General features: G+C 39.5%; 21 protein-coding genes and 2 pseudogenes. 3 read left to right on the forward strand and 20 right to left on the reverse strand.

Annotated elements, in window-relative coordinates; all coding sequences use genetic code 11:
* From CYP77_RS10385 to CYP77_RS06170, 8 genes and pseudogenes are all read right to left on the reverse strand, one after another.
* Window positions 1-134, reverse strand: a pseudogene (locus CYP77_RS10385) (hypothetical protein); the annotation flags it as partial.
* Window positions 124-273, reverse strand: coding sequence for a hypothetical protein (locus CYP77_RS06140; protein ID WP_181001954.1), 150 nt, complete (start codon window positions 271-273; stop codon window positions 124-126). The pseudogene CYP77_RS10385 and the gene CYP77_RS06140, both read right to left, overlap by 11 nt.
* 237 nt (window positions 274-510) lie before the next feature.
* Entirely contained in the window at window positions 511-1,149 is a 639-nt protein-coding gene (locus tag CYP77_RS06145) for an HAD family hydrolase (RefSeq protein WP_103567782.1), read from the reverse strand.
* A gap of 72 nt (window positions 1,150-1,221) precedes the next feature.
* Complete coding sequence (locus tag CYP77_RS06150; RefSeq protein WP_103567781.1) at window positions 1,222-2,235, reverse strand: OmpA family protein; 1,014 nt, start codon at window positions 2,233-2,235, stop codon at window positions 1,222-1,224.
* A 154-nt stretch (window positions 2,236-2,389) separates the two neighbouring features.
* Entirely contained in the window at window positions 2,390-2,779 is a 390-nt protein-coding gene (gene rpsI / locus CYP77_RS06155; protein WP_002939337.1) for a 30S ribosomal protein S9, read from the reverse strand.
* Between the two features lie 2 nt (window positions 2,780-2,781).
* On the reverse strand, window positions 2,782-3,210 hold the full coding sequence (gene rplM / locus CYP77_RS06160; RefSeq protein ID WP_002939292.1) for a 50S ribosomal protein L13: 429 nt from the start codon (window positions 3,208-3,210) through the stop codon (window positions 2,782-2,784).
* A gap of 80 nt (window positions 3,211-3,290) precedes the next feature.
* A complete protein-coding gene (locus CYP77_RS06165; protein WP_103567780.1) occupies window positions 3,291-6,110 on the reverse strand; it encodes a RecB-like helicase in 2,820 nt (939 codons plus the stop codon).
* Entirely contained in the window at window positions 6,107-8,452 is a 2,346-nt protein-coding gene (locus CYP77_RS06170) for a RecB family exonuclease (protein WP_103567779.1), read from the reverse strand. Before CYP77_RS06170 ends, CYP77_RS06165 begins: the two co-directional genes overlap by 4 nt.
* Before the next feature lie 149 nt (window positions 8,453-8,601).
* On the opposite strand from CYP77_RS06170, the gene CYP77_RS06175 reads away from it, so the two are divergent.
* The 3 genes and pseudogenes from CYP77_RS06175 (at window position 8,602) to CYP77_RS10185 (ending at window position 10,920) form a co-directional block, all read left to right on the forward strand.
* Window positions 8,602-9,189, forward strand: coding sequence for a flavin reductase (locus CYP77_RS06175; protein ID WP_103567778.1), 588 nt, complete (start codon window positions 8,602-8,604; stop codon window positions 9,187-9,189).
* Between the two features lie 336 nt (window positions 9,190-9,525).
* Window positions 9,526-10,686: pseudogene (gene nhaA / locus CYP77_RS06185) on the forward strand (Na+/H+ antiporter NhaA).
* A gap of 105 nt (window positions 10,687-10,791) precedes the next feature.
* Complete coding sequence (locus CYP77_RS10185; protein ID WP_258030891.1) at window positions 10,792-10,920, forward strand: hypothetical protein; 129 nt, start codon at window positions 10,792-10,794, stop codon at window positions 10,918-10,920.
* A 77-nt stretch (window positions 10,921-10,997) separates the two neighbouring features.
* Here CYP77_RS10185 and CYP77_RS06195 read toward each other — a convergent pair whose 3' ends face one another.
* The 12 genes from CYP77_RS06195 to CYP77_RS06250 form a co-directional block, all read right to left on the reverse strand.
* Window positions 10,998-11,468: a FixH family protein gene (locus CYP77_RS06195; RefSeq protein ID WP_103567777.1), complete on the reverse strand. Its 471-nt coding sequence runs from the start codon at window positions 11,466-11,468 to the stop codon at window positions 10,998-11,000.
* Complete coding sequence (locus CYP77_RS06200) at window positions 11,461-12,030, reverse strand: hypothetical protein (protein ID WP_103567776.1); 570 nt, start codon at window positions 12,028-12,030, stop codon at window positions 11,461-11,463. The genes CYP77_RS06195 and CYP77_RS06200 overlap by 8 nt, the downstream gene beginning before the upstream one ends.
* Window positions 12,031-12,133: 103 nt before the next feature.
* Entirely contained in the window at window positions 12,134-12,349 is a 216-nt protein-coding gene (locus CYP77_RS06205; RefSeq protein WP_103567775.1) for a DUF4006 family protein, read from the reverse strand.
* Window positions 12,349-13,212: a cbb3-type cytochrome c oxidase N-terminal domain-containing protein gene (locus CYP77_RS06210; protein WP_103567774.1), complete on the reverse strand. Its 864-nt coding sequence runs from the start codon at window positions 13,210-13,212 to the stop codon at window positions 12,349-12,351. The genes CYP77_RS06205 and CYP77_RS06210 overlap by 1 nt, the downstream gene beginning before the upstream one ends.
* Window positions 13,200-13,412 (reverse strand): cytochrome c oxidase, cbb3-type, CcoQ subunit, encoded by a 213-nt coding sequence (locus tag CYP77_RS06215; protein ID WP_002939259.1) that lies wholly within the window; start codon window positions 13,410-13,412, stop codon window positions 13,200-13,202. The genes CYP77_RS06210 and CYP77_RS06215 overlap by 13 nt, the downstream gene beginning before the upstream one ends.
* Window positions 13,413-13,421: 9 nt before the next feature.
* Window positions 13,422-14,087, reverse strand: coding sequence for a cytochrome-c oxidase, cbb3-type subunit II (ccoO, locus tag CYP77_RS06220; protein WP_103558642.1), 666 nt, complete (start codon window positions 14,085-14,087; stop codon window positions 13,422-13,424).
* Window positions 14,087-15,577, reverse strand: a complete 1,491-nt coding sequence (gene ccoN, locus CYP77_RS06225) for a cytochrome-c oxidase, cbb3-type subunit I (RefSeq protein WP_103567773.1) — start codon at window positions 15,575-15,577, stop codon at window positions 14,087-14,089. Before ccoN ends, ccoO begins: the two co-directional genes overlap by 1 nt.
* Before the next feature lie 92 nt (window positions 15,578-15,669).
* Entirely contained in the window at window positions 15,670-16,353 is a 684-nt protein-coding gene (locus CYP77_RS06230; RefSeq protein ID WP_012001191.1) for a response regulator transcription factor, read from the reverse strand.
* Window positions 16,346-17,086 (reverse strand): sensor histidine kinase, encoded by a 741-nt coding sequence (locus CYP77_RS06235; protein ID WP_103567772.1) that lies wholly within the window; start codon window positions 17,084-17,086, stop codon window positions 16,346-16,348. The genes CYP77_RS06230 and CYP77_RS06235 overlap by 8 nt, the downstream gene beginning before the upstream one ends.
* On the reverse strand, window positions 17,079-17,744 hold the full coding sequence (locus tag CYP77_RS06240; RefSeq protein WP_103567771.1) for a sulfite exporter TauE/SafE family protein: 666 nt from the start codon (window positions 17,742-17,744) through the stop codon (window positions 17,079-17,081). The genes CYP77_RS06235 and CYP77_RS06240 overlap by 8 nt, the downstream gene beginning before the upstream one ends.
* Complete coding sequence (gene carA / locus CYP77_RS06245; RefSeq protein WP_103567770.1) at window positions 17,744-18,862, reverse strand: glutamine-hydrolyzing carbamoyl-phosphate synthase small subunit; 1,119 nt, start codon at window positions 18,860-18,862, stop codon at window positions 17,744-17,746. The genes CYP77_RS06240 and carA overlap by 1 nt, the downstream gene beginning before the upstream one ends.
* On the reverse strand, window positions 18,862-19,413 hold the full coding sequence (locus tag CYP77_RS06250; protein ID WP_012001188.1) for a DUF507 family protein: 552 nt from the start codon (window positions 19,411-19,413) through the stop codon (window positions 18,862-18,864). The genes carA and CYP77_RS06250 overlap by 1 nt, the downstream gene beginning before the upstream one ends.
* Between the last annotated feature and the right edge of the window lie 12 nt (window positions 19,414-19,425).

A 19,425-nucleotide genomic window follows, 5' to 3' on the forward strand; every position in this document is an offset into this window, starting at 1 on the left:
TATCTCTCGCTTAGATACTCTTGCAAGCTTTTTACCTCAAGTGCTTTGCCAGTTTGAACTGTGCTTAGTGACTTGGCAGCTGCGAGTGCTGCACGGATAGTTGTAAAATATGGAATTTTAAATCTAACCAAATTTTAAACCATTAAGCAACTTTATATCAGTAAATTTATCTCTAAATTTTATAAAATTTGCTTCAAGCTCAGCCTTTCGCTTAAGTGCAGTATCTATAAATTCTGGCTCTTTTTCAATGCCTACAAAATCTCTACCTAGCAAATTCTAATACGAGCACATTAGTTGGTATATTTTGTTAGCAAATTTACCAAAAAGAACAAATATTACTAAAAGCAAGAATTATCTAGATTAATAAAATAGTAGCTGGCATTTTTGATATGAAATTATAAAATTCTTTTTGGTCCATCAAAGCATTTTGTAATGAGTTAAAACAAAAAATTATGAATAAATTTATGTTTAAATAGTGTCAGACCCAAGTGCTTTAATAAACTTTCACTATTAAGCTTCTTTGATAAAACTAACAGCCTCAAGTGGATTTGCAAATATATGCTCGCTAAACTGCCTTAAATCAGACTCTTTACCATATCCGCATGTAAGGCCAACGCCAGTTATAAGAGCAGTTTTGGCGGCCTTTAGATCCATAATAGTATCGCCAACCATAAAGGCATTATCTTTTTCTTTGTCTAGTCTCTTTAAAGCCAAATTTATAGGTTCTGGATCTGGTTTTGGATTTACTACATCATCTCGTCCGACAACCGTTTTTATAAATTTCATAACGCCTAAATGCTCTAACAAAATGATAGAAAATTTTGATGTCTTTGTCGTAACAACACCAACATCAGCAAATGTGCTAGCTTCTTTTAAAGCATCCATAGCATGCGGTAAAAGCACGGTCTCATCTAAATAGATCTTCTCGTAGCAAGCTTTATATTCTTTTACGTATTCACCTATTAAATTCTTCTTAGCACCAAGTTTTTCAAACATTATTTCAAGCGGATATCCTACTAGAGATTTTAGTGCATTATGATCAGGCTCTTTCTTGTCGTGAGCTAAAAACGCCACATCAAAACCTTTTAAAATAGCAGAAGTAGAGTCTATAAGTGTGCCGTCTAAGTCAAAAAGTATAGTTTTTTTCATGATATTCTCCGCAGAAATAAAAAAGGGCTCAGCCGAAGCCAAGCCCTAAAGAAGTAATTTTAAATAGTAAAATTATTTGTTGAAAGTAGCTTCAACACGTCTGTTTTCAGCGCGACCTTCTTTAGTTTTGTTTGTAGCGATTGGTTTAAGTTCGCCGTAACCAACTGTAGAAATTTTAGCTTTTTCTACACCGTAACCAGCAAGAACCTCAGCCACTGCTTTTGCTCTTTTCTCAGATAGTTTTTGGTTGTAAGCTTCTGCACCTACGCTATCAGTGTGACCAGCAAGTACAACTTTATAATCTGGGTGTTCGCCCATAAAGTCAGCTACTTTTTTGATCTCAGCTGCATATTTTGGTCCAACTTTGTAGCTATCAAATGCGAAGTTAACATCTAGGTCTCTAAGAACGATAACTTTCTCGCATCCTCTTTCGTCAACAACTACACCAGCTGGAGTGTTAGGGCATTGATCGATATCATTTGGCACGCCGTCATTGTCATCATCAAGAACTGGAGCTGGAGCTGCTGCTGGAGCTGCTGGAGCTGCTGCTACAACTGGAGCTGCTTTTGAATCAAGACCGATGCCAAAGCCTAGTGAATAGAATAGGTTGTGATCAGCGTGCTCAAATTTGATAGCGTCTCTTGCCTCTGCTTTAAGAGCAAATCTATCAGTAACTTGATATCTTAAACCAAGACCATATTGACCAAAGCCACCATCTTCATTTTTAACAAAGATAGCTGGAACATCTTCATAACCAGCACCGATTAAACCATATAAGCTAACTGGTCCAAAGTCAACGATATTTTTTACAAGGTTTGCGTGGTATCTAAGAGCTCTACCCTCTCTTACAACGTTACCTGTTCTCTCTTTTAATTTTTGAGAGTAATCAACACCAAGTTCAACTTGATCAAAGAAGAAATCTTCAAGGTTTCTAGCCGCTCTAATACCAACAAAGTTGTGGTCTTTTACACGTAGATTTCCTTCTGGATGAACACCACCGATAGTTGGAGTGATCTCATAGTTGTATGCTGCGTTAGACGCAAAAACCGCTGTTGCGGCAACCATAGCTAAAGCAATCTTTTTCATAATAGAATTCCTTTCAAATAGGGATTTTTAATGTTGACTATAATTTTACCTAAATAAAAATAAATCAACTTTAAATTATAACCAAATTCTTAATGTAAATCTGAAATTTACATAACCTAAATTTTGCAAATGCAAAAGCACTTGCAAAAAACCATTAACGTTTAGAGAATTGTGGGCTTCTTCTAGCCTTTCTTCTACCAAATTTCTTACGTTCAACAACACGAGAATCTCTAGTTAGCAAGCCTTTTGGTTTAAGAGCTGCTCTAAAATCAGCATCCATATCAGCTAAAGCACGTGAAATGCCGTGTCTTAAAGCCTCAGCTTGTGCTGAATAACCGCCACCTAAAGTTGTAGCTACTACGTCTATTAAACTCTCTTGTTTTGTTACTAAAAGTGGTTGAATAACTTTAAGCTTGATAGCCTCATGACCACCAAGCCAAGTGTTAAGATCCATACCATTTACTACGATTTTACCGCTTCCAGACTTTATCCAAACCTTTGCTACGGCAGTTTTTCTTTTACCAGTTGCATAAACTTTTGCCATAATTATTTTCCTTCTTTTTTAGCTATTTGTGCCGTATGAGGATGCTCACTGCCAGCATAAACTTTTAGTTTTTTTATCATCTCTCTCCCAAGTTTTGTCTTTGGAAGCATGCCACGAACAGCTAATTTAAATAGTTTTTCTGGCTTATTTGCTATCAAATCGCCAAATTTCTCGCTCTTTACGCTACCAAAATATCCTGAGTGTCTGTGATAAAGTTTATCTTCAGCTTTGTTATTACCAGTAAATTCTACTTTAGAAGCATTTATGATGATAACATAGTCGCCACAATCTACGTTTGGCGTGAAGCATGGTTTGTTTTTGCCACGAAGTATAGTTGCTACCTCAGTTAGCAATCTACCAAAGCGCTTACCAGCTGCATCAACTACGATCCAGTCTCGCTTAACTTCGTTTGGCTTTGTTATTTTTGTCATTTTCTTACCTTTGCCAAGTTAATTTTTGAGTTGTGATTGTATTTAAACAATACTTTAATAAAGCTTAAATTAAGTAGCGTTTAAACTTCAATATATGAAATTTTGCCTTCAAGTGCATAGAAGATGACGGCAATTATACTATGTTTTTCATAAAATTTAGCGAGCGCATCTTTATACTCTTTTACCTGTTTTTTGTTCTCTTCTATATTTTTATCTGTCGTTTTATAATCAATCACGCAAATTTCACGCTCATTAAAGCAAAAAAGATCCATCTGTTTTAGCTCATTTTTTACTTTAAATGGCTGCTCTTTGTAAATTTCTTTGCCTTTTATGCACTCTATAAATTTTGGCTCATTTATAAGCATTTTTGCCCTAGTAAGGGCATCTTCAAGGACTTCAAGTGTCAAAAATTTATGAAATTTATTTAGCATCAAATTTTTAGCTTTTTCTAGTGAAATTTCATCAAATTTTTCGCTCATCTCAAGCAGATAGTGAAACGCAAGGCCAAAATATATCGCGCTTAAATTTTTCCCACTCGTCTTTTGCTCTTTTGCCTCAACATCTTGCCTCTCTATCTTTAAAATTTCAGGCATTTTCTCATCTTTTTTCGCCTCTTTTTGCTCGCTCCTGCTAGGCAAAATTTTGCCAAAACTAAACTCTTTTAGATCAAGATAGTCGTTTGCTTCGCTCTTGTCGCTTTTTGTGTAAAATGAAAAAAAGCTTGGGCTACTTCCGCTTGGGACGGCTTGCTTGATGATGATGAGCGACTTTGTGGCTCTTGTGAAAGCGACGTAAATTTTATTGATATTTTCTTGCTTTTCAAGCTCTTTCATCTGCTCTAAAACGCTTGCGTAGTCGCTATCAAAATTCTCTCTGCCTGAAATTTTACTCTTTACGATCCATTCGCCCTTTTCGCTGTATTCGGTTATGAAATTTGAGTCATCACCCCTGCCCTTGCCCATCATATCGCAAACTATGACGTGAGCGAATTCTAGCCCCTTTGACTTATGCACGGTCATCACTCTCACGCCGTCGCTACTTTTTGGACTGATTTTAGAGCTAAAGTTTTCAAGGTTAAATATAAAATCATTTAAATTTTTATACCCCGCGCTTAGCTCAAACAGCCTCAAGATATCAACGTCTGCCATGCTTATGCCTAAATTTTTAGCTAAGTAAAATAGGCTATTTGTAGCGCTCTCTTCTGGTTTTATGCTTAGTTTTTTGACGCTTGCATTTACTAGCGCTTTTACATTTTTCTCATAAATTTCTTCTTTAAATAGGCAAAATTTCGCATACTCGATGATCGCTGCAACAAGTGGCGTTCTTTTTAGCTCCAAGGTGCCTTCATTGACGCTTTTTATCCCCTCGCTGCTAAGCACTTCTGAAATGAGACTAATGTCGCTATTTTTCCAGCAAAGCACGGTTATATCGCTTGCATTTACGCCAGCTTTTAAAAGCTCACTTGCTTGCGAAACGACCGCACCTGCGATATCTTCATCGCTTAGCACACGCAAGTAGCCGTAGTCGTCTTTTTCTACTTCAAAGTATGCACACTCACCGCTTACCTCGTAGCTTAGCGTCTCATCTTTTTTGGCTGGCTCTTGCGGCTCAAAACTAAGCCCATATCTATGATAAATTTCTTCAAAAATGGCGTTATTAAATTTCACCAAAGCCTTTAAACTGCGGTAGTTACTTGGTAAATTTTCTATATCTATCTGGCTAAAATCATCTCCAAGCTTGTCAAAAAGCTCCTTTTTGCCGCCTCTAAATTTATATATGCTCTGCTTCGTATCGCCCACGTAAAAGAAGCTTCCAAGACCATTTTGTCCGTATCCAGAGACGATTTCAGCGATTAGCGGTAAGATGATCTCATACTGGATCACGTTTGTATCTTGAAACTCATCGACTAAGAGGTGATTTATCCTGCCATCGAGCCTAAAATAAAGAGCCTCTTTGTCTAAGCTTTGCACCAAAAGCTTAAAAACCAGCTTGTTTATATCAGCAAAACTTAGCGCATTTATCTCCTTGTTTAGCTCTAAATTTGACGCCTTATAAAGCCCTAATAGCTTACTAAAGCCACTTAGCCTATACTTTTCGACTTCTAAAATGTAGTTTTTCGCTGCCTCTTTTAGCTCACAAAAAAGCCTATCAAGCTCTGGGGTGTAAATTTTGCTAAAAGTGCGGTAGTCTAGGCTTTGCCTAGCAAAAACCTTGCTCTTAAATAGCTCAAATAAATTCTGCTCGCCAAATGTCTTTTTAGCCACATCGCTAGCGCCATCTTGCAAGGCTATATGCTCATTTATCATTCTTTGCGCTGCTCTTACTTTACTATCATCTGGATAGCTTGCGCCACTATCTTTTAGCTCGCCGCCAAAGCTCTCATAAAATTTCGCCAAAGTCTGCGAAAAGCTAGCCTCCTTTTGGCTTGAGATGATCATCATTAAGGCTAGCTCGCTAAGAAGCTTTTTATCCTTGCTCGCCTCTTTTACAAATTTTTTCCACGCCAGATCTTGCAAGCTATCTTGCACGCTGTAATCAGGGCTAAGCCCTAAATTTTGGCTAAATTTCTTTAAAATCCCAGAGAAAAACGCATCAAATGTATAAATTTTTAGCTCACTTTGCAAAAAGACGCCAAGCCTCTCATCTCGCCTTTTTATCGCCTCATCTTGGCTTATATCAAGCTCCGCACACACCGCTTCAAGCTCGCCCTTTTTATTTTGCAGATCCAAAAAAGTGGCGATTATGCGCTCTTTCATCTCGTTTGCTGCTTTTTTTGTAAAAGTTAGAGCGATGATCTCGTTTATATTTTCACCTCGAAGTACTAAAGCGATGTAGCGAACGCTTAGCGCAAAGGTCTTGCCGCTTCCAGCGCTTGCTTTTAGGGCTAAAAAATTTTTCATAACTCTCTCCTGCAAAGTGTAGCGTATTCGCAAAATGTGCAAGCACCGCTCTTTCTCTCAAAATTTATCTTGGTTTTGTTTATGCCTTTTAGCTTTTCTATCTCGCCGTTTAGATCCTCTACGCTTTTTTTAGAGCTAACTAAGCTAGGCTCGTTTTTTAGGGCATAGTAAGCACTTCGCACCTTGCCACCGTAAAGCGCTTCATAAAATGCAAGCTGGAGCGAATTTGCATTTGCTTCGCCCGTTTTATAATCAAGTATAAGCACGTCGCCGTTTGCGTCTGCATCGATCCTATCGATAAATCCCTTTATCTGCACGCCACAAAACTCGCTTTGCACCTCTTTTTCGCACTCAAGCACTCTAAATCCAGCCCTTAAGCGCTCGTTTTCATAAATTTCATACTCTTTAAATTTATGCGTCCAAATTTCAAACTCAAGTGGCGTAAGATTTTGCTTTGTTAGCATCTCTTTAAAAACGGCTAGATTAAAGGTGTTATTTTGCTTATAAAATTCGCTCGTGTAATACTCAAAAAGTGCGCTATGAACGCTATTTCCTTGTTTTGTACCAAGCTCTTTTGCTACGCCTTTTGCAGGCTTTATGCCAGCTATCTTTGTGTAGTAGTATTTTCTTGGGCAGGTTAGAAATAAATTTAGTGTCGAAAACGAGAGTGGGTTTGTGAAAAAATCATGCTCTAAAATGATCTCATTATCCTTTAAATTTAAGCTCGCCTCTCCTTTTAAAAATAGCTTCAAATAGGCCTCATCGCTAAATTTCTCATCTTTTATCGTTTTAAAATTTTTTAAAAATCTCGAAGGTATGCTCTCCTCATTTACACAGCAGCTTATCGCCACTTTTTTGGCGTTATTTATGAGGCTTTCGTAGTAAAATCTCTGCAAATTTTCACGCTCAAGGTAGCTTATAAGCCCCGCTTTTTGCCTCACTTTTGAGTTTAAAAACATCTCGTTTGCGCTTCTTGCGGGGATGAAGTTGTCGTTAAAATCAACTATGATGACGCCATCAAATTTCATCCCACGGCTCTCTAGCATGCCCATGACGCTGATCTTTCCGCCGCCCACGTCGTCGATGCTTAGGCGCGAGATATTTAGCAAGAAAATTTCACTTAGCTGCTTTAAGCTAAAGCTAAAATACCTGCATAAATTCTCCATCCTAAAAAGCTCAAGTGCGAGCTTCTCTTCGCACCTTGGCTCATTTTCAAGCAACAAAAGCTCATCTATTAGCTCTTTAAATTTAGCAAATTCGCACAGCTCAAAATAGCCAGCCTTAAATTTCTCAAAAAGCTGCTCGCTCACGCCAAATTCGCTCAAAATAAAGCCAAACTCCTCGTAGCTCTCACACTTGCTTTTATCAAAAACTGGACTTGCCTCTTCGTTGATCGCTCTTGTGATGTAGTAAAGCGCCTCATAAAATTTTGTATTTTTAAAGCTCTCACCCATGGCGTAGTTAAAAATTTTAGCATTATCATGAAGCCTTAAAATCTCGCTAAAGCCCTCATCTGGCAAGATGACAGCGATATTTTCAGGCTTTATGCCATCAAGCACAAACTCACTCGCCTTTGCCATAGCGTAGGCGCACTGCAAGCTTCTTGTGGCGAAATTTCTTACTAAAACTGGCTCAAATTTTGTGATATTTTCTAGGCAGATTAGCTCGTTTGTGTTTAAATTTAACTCATATTTTTTATAGTTTTCAAACTCACTAATGGCTGAAATTTGCCTTATCTTATCGATTAGTTTTTTATTAAAAACGCTAGTTTGAAAGATAATTTTTAGCGTGGTTAGTTTTGAGATTTTTTCTAAAATTTCCCACTCAAACTCGCTTAAAATGCCATCAATATGCAGTGAAATTTCACTAAAACTTCTTATGTAAGCTTCGTTTATGGAGTAAATTTTTGGCAAGGTTATATCATCATAAAGATCTTCTTTATCAAGCAAGCTCTCATACTCTTTTAAAACCGCTTCAAGTATGCTTAGATGCTCCTCAAAATCAGCGTAAATGTCGTTAAATTTAATCTCAGCAATGCTCTTTTTGCTGATGGCAAGCTCTTTAAAAAACGAAAAAAGATAGTCGTTATTTTTCAAAAACTCAAAAAACTCAGTTGGGATTTTAAGCACCGAGTTTGCCTCTTTGACGCTGGCACAGGCTCTGTTCATAAGCACTAAAGCGTAGGTGCTATCGCACTCAAAGCGACCATTTACAAAAACAGCTTTTTTATAAAACTCTGCGATGCTTAGACTTTTTGGGATTAGCTCGTCATTAAAACCAGCGTTAAAGTCCCTGATCTTACGCGAGTTTGTAAAGACGAAAAGTTGATTTAGATTGCGCATTTTTCTCTCTTAAATTTTTAAAAATGATAGCCAAAAGCTGATAAAAGAGCGCTTTTTCTCACTTAAGGCAAGCTTTGAAAATTTTTCTAAATTCATTAAAATTTTAAGCCTTAAACTGCTGGGGGATACAATCTAAAAAAGGAGCAAAAATGCATAAAGAGTTAAACAGATCTGGCTTTTACTACGGCTTTCCTGTCCTGCTTGCCACTACAAAAGATCAAAAAGGGCGAGATGATATCACCGTGCTTTCGTCGTCTTGGACGCTAGGAGATAGCGTGGTGCTTGGTATCGGAGTTGATAACAAAGGCTATAAAAATATCCAAAATGGCTCAGACATCACGCTAAATTTATGCGATGAGAGCTTGCTTGAAGCTATAAAAAAGATAGAAAAACTAACAGGCGATGAGGACGTGCCAGAGGAGAAAAGAGCCCTTGGGTACAGCTACGAAAGCGATAAATTTAAGGTGGCAAATTTACACAAAGAGCCAGGTATAAAGGTAAAAAGCGCGCGCATAAAAGAGTGCAAGATACAGATAGAAACGATCGTCGAAAAGTGTGAGATAAAGGAGTGGTTTTGCATCGTCACTTGCAAGATAGTTGGCATATTTGTGGATGAAAATTTGTTAAAAGACGAAAAGCTAGATACTAAAAAATACTCGCCTCTTATCTATAAATTTAAAGAATACGTTGCAACTGGCAAGCGTTTGGGCTTAAATTTTGGTTTTAAAGAGGTTTGATCTGACATTTAGGGAATTTGCAGGTAAATTTATTTGGTTTTGACTTTGGCTAAAAAACTTTTAGATGCAAATTTAGCCCTGCTATCAAGTCTCAAAAGCTCGCCGCAAACAGCCTTTGCACGCTTACATATATCTAAAATTTCATTTATTTTCGCTCCTTAATCTATAAAAACCGTGCGCAAGCGTCCCGCTCCCGCAAGCGCGGCATGACAAATTTTAGCGACGCGTCTACTAAATTTACCTTTAAATTTGACTTGATTATAGCCAAATTCGCCCGAATTTTATGCGAGCGTAAAAATACGTTATAATCGCCAAAATTTATAAAAAGGAAGCAAAATGGGCGGAATAAAAGAGTTTTTAAAACACGAAGCCAGCGGCGGGATTTTGCTGATGATCGCTACGGTCGCGGCGCTACTGTGTCAAAATACGTTTTTGAGCGATTTTTACAACGAATTTTTAAATACCAAATTTACCATGAGCTTCGGCGAATACGGACTAAGCAAACCCCTGATCTTGTGGGTGAACGACGGGTTGATGGCGGTATTTTTCTTTCTCATCTGACTTGAGCTAAAGCGCGAGGTGCTGGAGGGCGAGCTAAAAAATCCGTCGCAAATCGCGCTGCCAGCGATCGGCGCGGCAGGCGGCCTGATAGTGCCCGCGGTTATCTTCTATCTTTTTACGAAGCACGACTCCTTCGCGCTTGGCGGCTGGGCGATACCGACGGCGACGGATATCGCGTTTGCTCTGGGGATTTTGAGCCTACTCGGGCCTCGCGTACCGACTAGTTTAAAAATTTTCCTCATGACGCTAGCGATCGTCGACGACCTTTGCGCGATCGTGATTATCGCGCTATTTTACACGAGCGAGCTTAGCGCCCAAATGCTTGCGGTCGCGAGCGTTTGTCTAGCCGCGCTTTTCGTGCTAAACAGACTCGGCGTAAAGAGCAAGGCGGCCTATCTAATCGTAGGCGCGGTGATGTGGGTAGCGGTGCTAAAATCAGGCGTTCACGCCACGCTTGCCGGCGTCGTGGCGGCCTTTTTCATACCGCTTAGCTTTAAAGACGAGCCGGGCAAATCTATGCTAAAAAGCATCGAGCACGACCTGCACGGCTGGGTGGCGTTTGGCGTGCTGCCGATATTTGCCTTCGCAAACGCAGGCATCTCACTGCGAGGCGTCGGACTGGACGAGATTTTGTCTCCGGTCGCGCTAGGCACGGCGCTGGGGCTTTTCGTCGGCAAGCAAGTCGGGGTATTTTCTTTTAGCTTTTTGGCGATCAAATTTAAGCTAGCCAAGCTGCCAGAAGGGTCAAATTTCATCCAACTTTACGGCATCGCGGTACTTTGCGGCGTAGGATTTACGATGAGCCTTTTCATTAACGGCCTAGCCTACAACGACACGGACGCCTTTGCCTACACCGACAAGCTCGCTATCTTGCTAGGTTCGGTAGTTTCGGGTGCCGCGGGGTTTATATTGCTTAAATTTAGCGCCAAAAACTAAAGCGCGCGCATAAAAGAGTGCAAGATACAGATAGAAACGATCGTCGAAAAGTGTGAGATAAAGGAGTGGTTTTGCATCGTCACTTGCAAGATAGTTGGCATATTTGTGGATGAAAATTTGTTAAAAGACGAAAAGCTAGATACTAAAAAATACTCGCCTCTTATCTATAAATTTAAAGAATACGTTGCAACTGGCAAGCGTTTGGGCTTAAATTTTGGTTTTAAAGAGGTTTGATCTGACATTTAGGGAATTTGCAGGTAAATTTATTTGGTTTTGACTTTGGCTAAAAAACTTTTGGGTACAAATTTAGTCTATTTTGTAGCATTAAAATCAAATTTATAGTATCTCGTATCTTGCTTGTCGCTAAGCCTTAAAAGTAGCTGCCACCTGCCCTCTTTTAGGCCAACACTCTCGCTTACAAGCTCGTTTTCTTGCCATGAGGCGTTTAGTGTCTTGTTGTCTTTGTTTGTTTGTGGGCGAGTGAGTAAAATTTCATAGCTAAGACTTGAAATTTCGCCGTTTTTTGGCGTTAGATGAAATTTAAACTTACCCTGCAAGCCTTTAAATTCTGGCTCAAATTTAAGCTCAAATTTTTCATCAAATCTAGCCTCACTCTCTTTTATAAATGTGATGTTTTCATCGACGCTTTGGTGACTTTGCATATAAGCACTATCCATCTCGACTGGGTTGTTGATCGCAACAACGATGGTTGCGACACAAGCTAAGATGATAGCCACTATACTAAGCACGATGCCATAAGGCCAAAAGCTCTTTTTAGCCATTTTTTACCTTTTTATAAAAGATGATGAGAACGAAAAATGCGATCAAGCCGTAGATGAAAATTCGCAAGAAATTTAAGGTCGTTTTGTTTGAACTACCGATGCCACTTTCTAGCTTTAAATTTAAGCTCCCAGCGATCTGCTCGGCGATATCAGCGTAGCCGTTTAAGATGGCAGCATTATAGACATCTTTGCCGTTTTTTGAGACTAAAATGGGGATGATTGTGCCTGATTCTGGACTTACGCTTAAAATTTGCTCCTTGTTAAAAAGCTGTGAAGTGCTTGTATCGCTAAAAATTTCAACCTTTTGCTTATCTTTTATGAGCGCTAAGAAGACAAAAGGCGAGCTTAAATTTTGCTCTTTAAAAAGCATGCCAAGCTCGCCATCTTTATATACGCCAACTACTAAATTTATGCCGCTTTTTTGATAAAACTCGTCTCCTATCTCATTTAGCTTTTGGCTCACTTTTTGGCTTAAAATTCTATCATCATTGATAACAAAATTTGCACCCCAAGCCAAATTTTGCCAGAGCAAAATGATAAAAATGAGTGCAAATTTCTTCAAATTTAGCCTACAAAGAGGTGATTTGGTGTAAGCACTGACCACGCACAAATGGCGCCTGCGACGATTATTAGCAGGATAATGGCTTTTTCTATTATGCCTAGCATCACTTCTCCTTTACAATGACATGTTTAGCGTTATCAACGCTCTTCATCTCGATGCTAGCTGCATCTTTGAGTGAGTAAGGCTTGGTCGCGACCTCTTTTTGCAAGCCGATGCCAATGTATGTAAGCACCGCTAGGATAGAGAGCAAAAGCACCACCGCTATTAAAAACCCGCTAATGCCGTTTAAGGCAAAGATGTTTCTATTTTTATTTTCCATTATTCGCCCTTTGATAGCGATATGACGTACTCGCCAACTGCGCTTTGCTGGATCTCATTTAGCCTGCCATCATTAAATTTAGGCATAGTGCCGATCGCTCCTTTTTTGCCACGATTTAGCACATCAGCCACAAAACTAGCCGAGCCATATTTGCTAAGATCAACCGACATACCATCCATGCCCTTGCCATCTTCGCCGTGACACGCCGCACATGCAGCGTAAAGCTCTTTGCCAGTTGCTACTAAATTTTCATTTTTTGTGCTTTTTATCGCACTTATCTCTTTAGCTACGTATGCTGCGATCGCCTTTGCGCCATCAGCATCGGCTAAGCCTGCTGGCATCTCGCCCATAGGATATTCAAGCCCTTTTGAGCCATTTAGTATAGTCTCAACTATGCCTTTTTCACTGCCCCAAATTTGTAAATTTGCAGCCTTGCCACCTATGCCATCGCCTGTGATGCCGTGACATGCCGAGCACTGCACGAGATATATGCTCTCGCCCATAGCGTGAAGCGTCTCTTTGCTTGGATTTGCATACTCTTTTTCAAATTTAGCGTTTGCTTCTTTGACCTCTTTGTTGTACTCGCCGATTTGTGAGTAAGAATTTAAAGGATAGCCTAGCAAATAGTACCAAACCGCCCAAACTAGCGCTAGCAAAAAGACGACCGCCCAGCCAAGTGGGACAGGGTTTTTGTACTCACCTATGCCGTCCCAGTTATGCTCACTAAGCTCAACACTCTCATCTTTTTTAACCTTCATCTGCCCCACGTACCTGCCAGCCACAACGATGGTAAGCACGATGATTAGAGCCGCTCCTATAAGAGCTAGTAAATTTACATTATCTTCTAAATTTAGCCATTGCATACGCTCTCCTTTGTAGCCTTACGCTCTAAAATTTCGCCACCAATCTCATCGTTAAGCGCTAGTTTTGAGTACTTCTCGTAGTTTCTTCTGCCAGTTTTTTCGCTCTTATAAAGATGAAAAAAGTAGGCATACAAAGTGATCGCCAAAAATGCTGTCAAGAAAAAATAGCCATAAGCTTGAAACTCTCTAATATTCTCCATCTTACGCTCCTACTTTAGGCTATTTAGATAAGCGATCAGTGCTACGATCTGGCGAATTTCACCTTTTGCAAATGCACTTTTTACCTGCTCATCTTTCATATTTTCAACTATAGCTGCAGCCTCGGCCTTGACGTTAGCATTTGTCTGCTCTAACGTGCCAAGTGCTGGCATATCTTTTTCGTCATAAGGCGTGTTAAAGACCTTTTTAACCGTTAGCGCTTCAGCGTAAGCAGTCTCGATATCAGCATTTTTCTTAAACAAAAATGGATATGCTGGCATGATCGAGCCTGGCACTACTGAGGCTGGATTTAGCATGTGATTTTCATGCCAGTCAGTCGTTCTATAGTTACCCACACGCATAAGATCAGGTCCCGTTCTTTTTGAGCCCCAAAGGTGTGGACGATCGTATGCAAACTCGCCACTTAGCGAGTACATGCCGTATCTATCAGTCTCAGCTTTAAACGGACGGATCATTTGAGAGTGGCAAGTGTTGCAGCCATTTTGCATATAGATGTTTTTGCCAGCTAGCTCTAAGACGGTGTAAGGCTTTGTGCCCTCAAGCGGTCTAGCTCTGTTTGCAAAGTCTGGTAAAATTTCAACTATACCAGCATAAGCGATGACGACAAATACACAAACTGCAAAAAAGAATGGATTTTTTTCTAACCAAGCAAACATCACATCACCTCCGCACTAGCTTTTGCCCCGCCGCCCATTGGCGAAGCGCTTTTTGGCTCTGCTAAGATAGCTTTAGCAGAAGTTGATTTGTAGATGTTATAAGCAAACATCAAGAAGCCAACTAGATAAAGAAGTCCGCCAATAGCCCTTATATAGTAGTATGGGATAAGCACAACTACCGTGTCTATGAACGAGTAGAGTAAATTTCCGTAGCTATCAGTCGCTCTCCACATCATACCTTGTGTGATACCAGCAATCCACATAGATGCAAAGTATAAAACGATACCTGTTGTTTGTATCCAAAACTGAGCTTCCATTAGCGACTTTGAGTAAATTTCACGCTTAAACACACGTGGTGTCATGTGATAAAGTGCCGCCATGATCATAAAGCCAACCCAGCCAAGAGCGCCGTCATGAACGTGTCCTGGTACCCAGTCGGTAAAGTGTGCTAGGGCATTTACAGACTTGATAGAAAGTATCGGTCCTTCAAGTGTCGAGAACATATAAAATGTCGAAGCTAGAACCATAAATTTAATAAGCGGACTCTCTCTAAGCTGCGCCCACTCGCCCTTCATAGTAAGAAGGATATTTATCGCTGAACCCCATGAAGGCAGGATCAAAACGATAGAAAAGACTGAGCCCATAGTCTGCATCCAATCAGGTGTAGCAGAGTAAATGAGGTGGTGTCCGCCAGCCCAAAGGTAGATAAACATAAGACCCCAGAATGAAAATAGCGATAATTTATATGAAAATATCGGCTGGCCACTCTCTTTTGGCAAGAAATAATAAATTTGAGCGATGATAGCCACTGTAAAGACGAATGCAACTGCGTTGTGGCCGTACCACCACTGAACCAAAGCGTCGTTTGAGCCAGCATACATAGAGACAGAGTGTAGCCATGAGCCATATCCGCTAACAAGTCTTGTTGGAACTTCCATATTGTTAAATAGATATAGCATCGCAACGCCTAAAAATGTAGCGATGTAGTACCAAACTGAGATATAAAGTGTCTTTTCGCGGCGGATACCAATAAGGCCAAATATACTAACGCCCCAAAGTACCCAAACCAAAACCACTGCGATATCTAGTGGCCACTCAAGCTCAGCGTACTCTTTAGCTGTGCTCTCGCCCATAAAAAGCGTCACAACAGCTAAAATCATAACAAGCATATATAGCCAAAAATGAAGCTTGCCGATAAACATCAAAAATGGCGACTCGCTCATCGAGACCTTTAAAACACGCTGTCCGATGTAGTACCAAGTGGCAAATATGCCAGATAGCATGAATCCAAAGATGATGCCATTAGTATGAAGAGGACGCAACCTCCCAAACGCCGAATATTCGCCGGCTATGTAGTTAAGCTCTGGACAGGCCATTTGAAAAGCTATAACTACGCCAACAACCATGCCTATGATACCAAAGAGTATCGTGGCAAACATAAATAGCTTTGCTACACTATAATCATAGTGTAGTAGCTGAGATGGTCGCATAAAATATCCTCCTAGTTAAATTTATATTAATGATTTGTTATTTTAGAGTATAAGGACTATAAAATAACTTAATTAATATAAATTCTCATTAACTAGGAAAGTCTTCTGTCTATTTTGTAACCAAGTCCTGGGACATTTTTTATAAAGTTGTTACCAACCTTATCTCTAACACGTTTAACAAAGGTTCTAATAGCTGCCTCAGTAACGCTCTCACCAACCCAAACGACGCTTTTGATCTCATCGTGAAGCACAAGCGTACCAAGTCTTTTTATCAAAAGTGAGATAAATGCAAGCTCTTTTTTAGTAAGCGAAATTTCAACTCCATCTCTGATAAGTACGCGCTTGATCTTATTAAAGCTATATCCGTTTGCAACTTGGATGATATTTGCAGTTTCTATCTTGCTTTTTGCGACATTTTCTATCGTTTTTAAAAGATCGTCTGCCATGATAGGTTTTATTAGATACTTATCAACACCAACATCGATCGCCTTTAACAAAGTCTCTTTTTCGCTATGCGCACTTAGGACGATGACAGGTGTGTCTTTAGAAATTTCTTTGATATATCTTGTCATATCAAGTCCATCACTAATTGGCATAAATACATCTGTAATTACCATATTTGGGTTGTATTTTTTAAATTTTTTCAAACCTTCATCGCCATTTTGAGCAGTAAAAACTTTCTCAAAATTGTCACTTAGCACATCGTGCATGATCTTTTTGCTATCGCTATCATCTTCGACAAGCAAAACCGTTAGGTTCTTTAAAATTTTATTCATCTATCTCTCCTTTGTGTGGTAACTTTATTAAAAAACAGGCCCCATTGTCGCTGTTGCCCGCTGTTATTTCTGCGTTAAATTGATCGATTATTTGCTTTGACATATAAAGTCCTAAGCCAGTGCCTTTGGCATTTTCTTTGGTGGTAAAATATGGCTTAAATATCTCATCTATCACATTTTTATCTATGCCACCGCCATTATCTTCTATGCTTAGGTAAGCAAATTTTTCGTCATTATCAATCTTTATTTTTATATTTTTTTCTTCTATCTTTTTTAAATTCAGTGCGTCTTTTGCGTTGTTTAGTAAATTTATGATGACTTGCATGAGCCTGTTTTTATGACCATAAATTTTAGAGTCCCCTAGCACCTCAAGCTCTATACGAATGCCATCTTTTTTCATCACGCCTTTTACGATCTGTATTGATGCTCTAGCTGCGTCTGCTAGGCTAAATTCTTGCGAAAGTGTATTTGGGTTTAAAAACGAGCTAAACTCATCAGTAGTTTCTGACATATACTTTATGATCTGCATAGCTCTCTCATAAGAGCCAATAAATTCGCCATCTTCGCTGCCTGCAAGCTTTTTCATCTTATATAAAACTAGGCTTAGCTCATTTAGCGGCTGCTTCCACTGATGGGTTATATTTGCCATCATCTCGCCCATCATCGCAAGCTTAGCAATCCTCATACCCTCGCTACTTGATAGAAAATTTTCATCTAAATTTAAACTAGGCATTTGCTCTATATCCTAAAAATGATAGATAAAGTCCGTTTAAGATCATTATGCAAGCTGAGAGCTTAAACATGATCTCTTTAAATTTCTCTCTTAGCAAACCAAAAACAAAGCTAGCTAACAGCATCGCTGGCAAGGTGCAAAGCCCAAAAATAAGCATTATGAGCGACGCATCGACTGCATTTGCGCTTAAAATTCCAAGCGCCAAGAAATAATAGACCACGCCACAAGGCAAAAGCCCATTTAAAAAGCCAAGTAGCAAGAAATTTGCTAAATTTCTCTTTTGCACACTTGTTTTTGCCATTTTTACTATAAATTTAAGTGCTTTTTCGCTCTCTATAAATTTTAAAAGCTCGCCCCTAAAAAGCAGTGCGATGCCGATAAATGCGATCACTAGGCCAACTATGAAAAATATAATACCTCTTGCTTGCACACCAAAACTAATGGCTGCCCCAAAAGCGCCAAATAACGCGCCTAAAGCCACATAAGCAAAAATTCTAGCCATGTTATAAAGCGTGCTTAGCATTAAAATTTTACTCTTACTTTTGCCTTTAAAAAATAGAGCTTGCAAGCTCAAAAACCCGCTACACATGCCAACACAATGACTAAAGCTGCTCATAAAAGCAACCGCGATGATCGTGTAGAGGCTTATATCTTGCATTATAAAATTTCTAAAAACTGCTTAAATATATATTTGCTCTCGTTAGGACCACTGCTTGCTTCTGGATGATGTTGCACCGAGAAGATCGGATAGTCCTTGTATCTTACACCCTCGATCGTGTTGTCAAACAAATTTCTATGTGTCACAACCGCTACTTCAGCGATGCTCTCTGGCACGTTGTAGTTGTGATTTTGCGTTGTTATCTCGATCGCTTTTGTCTCTAAATTTAGCACAGGATGATTTGCTCCGTGCTGACCAAATTTAAGTTTATATGTCTCGTATCCAAAGGCATTTGAAAGCAGCTGGTGACCAAGGCAGATGCCAAATATCGGGATCCTAGCCTCTATCATCTTCTTAATCTCGGCGATCTCAGCCTTTAAATTCTTTGGCTCACCTGGGCCATTTGATAAAAATACCCCGTTTATCTCGCCATTTTTAAATTTCTCTATCAAAACCTCAGCCTTGGTATCGTGTGGTACGACGATAACCTCAAGGCCAGTTTCGCATAGCTCATTTAGGATATTTCTCTTTACACCAAAGTCAAAAACAGCTATCTTTTTGCCGATACTTTTTAGCGGTTTATATGATTTTAAATTTCTATCCCAAGCACCTTTTTTATGCTCGTACTCATCCATTGCGCTGACTGTTTTTACGTAGTTTATATTTTCTATGCGTCCGCTGCTTTCAAGTCTGCGCTTCAGCTCATCTTTATCGCTTATCTGCGTTGAGATATAGGCCATAAGTGCGCCCTCGTCACGTAACATCTTTGTTAAATATCTAGTATCAACGTCATAAACGCCAAATTTGCCCTGCTCTTCAAAAAATTTGCCCAAAGATTTTTGCGAGCGGTAGTTTGAGGGAATTTCGTTATAGCTTCTCATTATGACGCCGCTTGCGTGAATTCTAAGACTCTCCATATCATCTTCGTTTATGCCAACGATGCCGATCTCTGGCATAGTAAAGACGATAAACTGACCAGCATAGCTTGGATCGCTCATGATCTCCTCATAGCCAGTCATAGAGGTATTAAAAACGAGCTCGCCTGCACACTCGCCGTGAGCACCAAAGGCTTTTGCCTCTAAAAAAACGCCGTTTTCAATGTAGATATAAGCTTTCATTAAAGCATTCCTCTTTTTTTAAGCTCATCTTGATACAAACGCTCGAAAATCAGGTCGTATTCGTCAGTTCCAGGGATAAGTTTGCGTTTGTAGTTTTGCATCATCTCATAGACACTATCTTCTATCTTCTCATAGCTCTTTAGATACTCATCTATCGAGCCATATATCACGTTTTTTACGCGATTTTCAGATACGCTATAATCAACCAATCCGCTCTTCCAAATAGTCTCAAGTATCTTGTGAGCGACATTGCTAAATCTATCTTCATGAGTTAAAATGACGTCAAATTCGCCAGCAAGTTTCTTTTTAACGAGCCAAAACATATTTTTGCGGTCGATTTGCATAGTTTGCATCTCGTCCTCGTTTTTCTCTAAAAGCTCATTTACTCGCTCGTCTAGCGCTCTTTCTTTTTGAACGTCGGTAGTTAAAATTTCACTTGCTTTTGCTACGATTGGCTCGATACCTTTGTTTAACTTTACAAAACCACAGTTTAAAAGATCTATTGCTATTTTATGTGAGACATAAGGTACGTGTGGAAGTTTTATACGCATTTTAAACCTTTA

Source organism: Campylobacter concisus, from assembly GCF_002913865.1.
Taxonomy (GTDB): Bacteria; Campylobacterota; Campylobacteria; order Campylobacterales; family Campylobacteraceae; genus Campylobacter_A; species Campylobacter_A concisus_AM.

What these genes read in the sequence shown, in the direction of transcription:
- CYP77_RS06145 (WP_103567782.1), bottom strand. Translation starts at nt 1,149, where the DNA reads ATGAAAAAAACTATACTTTTTGACTTAGACGGCACACTTATAGACTCT.
- CYP77_RS06150 (WP_103567781.1), bottom strand. Translation starts at nt 2,235, where the DNA reads ATGAAAAAGATTGCTTTAGCTATGGTTGCCGCAACAGCGGTTTTTGCG.
- rpsI (WP_002939337.1), bottom strand. Translation starts at nt 2,779, where the DNA reads ATGGCAAAAGTTTATGCAACTGGTAAAAGAAAAACTGCCGTAGCAAAG.
- rplM (WP_002939292.1), bottom strand. Translation starts at nt 3,210, where the DNA reads ATGACAAAAATAACAAAGCCAAACGAAGTTAAGCGAGACTGGATCGTA.
- CYP77_RS06165 (WP_103567780.1), bottom strand. Translation starts at nt 6,110, where the DNA reads ATGAAAAATTTTTTAGCCCTAAAAGCAAGCGCTGGAAGCGGCAAGACC.
- CYP77_RS06170 (WP_103567779.1), bottom strand. Translation starts at nt 8,452, where the DNA reads ATGCGCAATCTAAATCAACTTTTCGTCTTTACAAACTCGCGTAAGATC.
- CYP77_RS06175 (WP_103567778.1), top strand. Translation starts at nt 8,602, where the DNA reads ATGCATAAAGAGTTAAACAGATCTGGCTTTTACTACGGCTTTCCTGTC.
- CYP77_RS06195 (WP_103567777.1), bottom strand. Translation starts at nt 11,468, where the DNA reads ATGGCTAAAAAGAGCTTTTGGCCTTATGGCATCGTGCTTAGTATAGTG.
- CYP77_RS06205 (WP_103567775.1), bottom strand. Translation starts at nt 12,349, where the DNA reads ATGGAAAATAAAAATAGAAACATCTTTGCCTTAAACGGCATTAGCGGG.
- CYP77_RS06210 (WP_103567774.1), bottom strand. Translation starts at nt 13,212, where the DNA reads ATGCAATGGCTAAATTTAGAAGATAATGTAAATTTACTAGCTCTTATA.
- CYP77_RS06215 (WP_002939259.1), bottom strand. Translation starts at nt 13,412, where the DNA reads ATGGAGAATATTAGAGAGTTTCAAGCTTATGGCTATTTTTTCTTGACA.
- ccoO (WP_103558642.1), bottom strand. Translation starts at nt 14,087, where the DNA reads ATGTTTGCTTGGTTAGAAAAAAATCCATTCTTTTTTGCAGTTTGTGTA.
- ccoN (WP_103567773.1), bottom strand. Translation starts at nt 15,577, where the DNA reads ATGCGACCATCTCAGCTACTACACTATGATTATAGTGTAGCAAAGCTA.
- CYP77_RS06230 (WP_012001191.1), bottom strand. Translation starts at nt 16,353, where the DNA reads ATGAATAAAATTTTAAAGAACCTAACGGTTTTGCTTGTCGAAGATGAT.
- CYP77_RS06235 (WP_103567772.1), bottom strand. Translation starts at nt 17,086, where the DNA reads ATGCCTAGTTTAAATTTAGATGAAAATTTTCTATCAAGTAGCGAGGGT.
- CYP77_RS06240 (WP_103567771.1), bottom strand. Translation starts at nt 17,744, where the DNA reads ATGCAAGATATAAGCCTCTACACGATCATCGCGGTTGCTTTTATGAGC.
- carA (WP_103567770.1), bottom strand. Translation starts at nt 18,862, where the DNA reads ATGAAAGCTTATATCTACATTGAAAACGGCGTTTTTTTAGAGGCAAAA.
- CYP77_RS06250 (WP_012001188.1), bottom strand. Translation starts at nt 19,413, where the DNA reads ATGCGTATAAAACTTCCACACGTACCTTATGTCTCACATAAAATAGCA.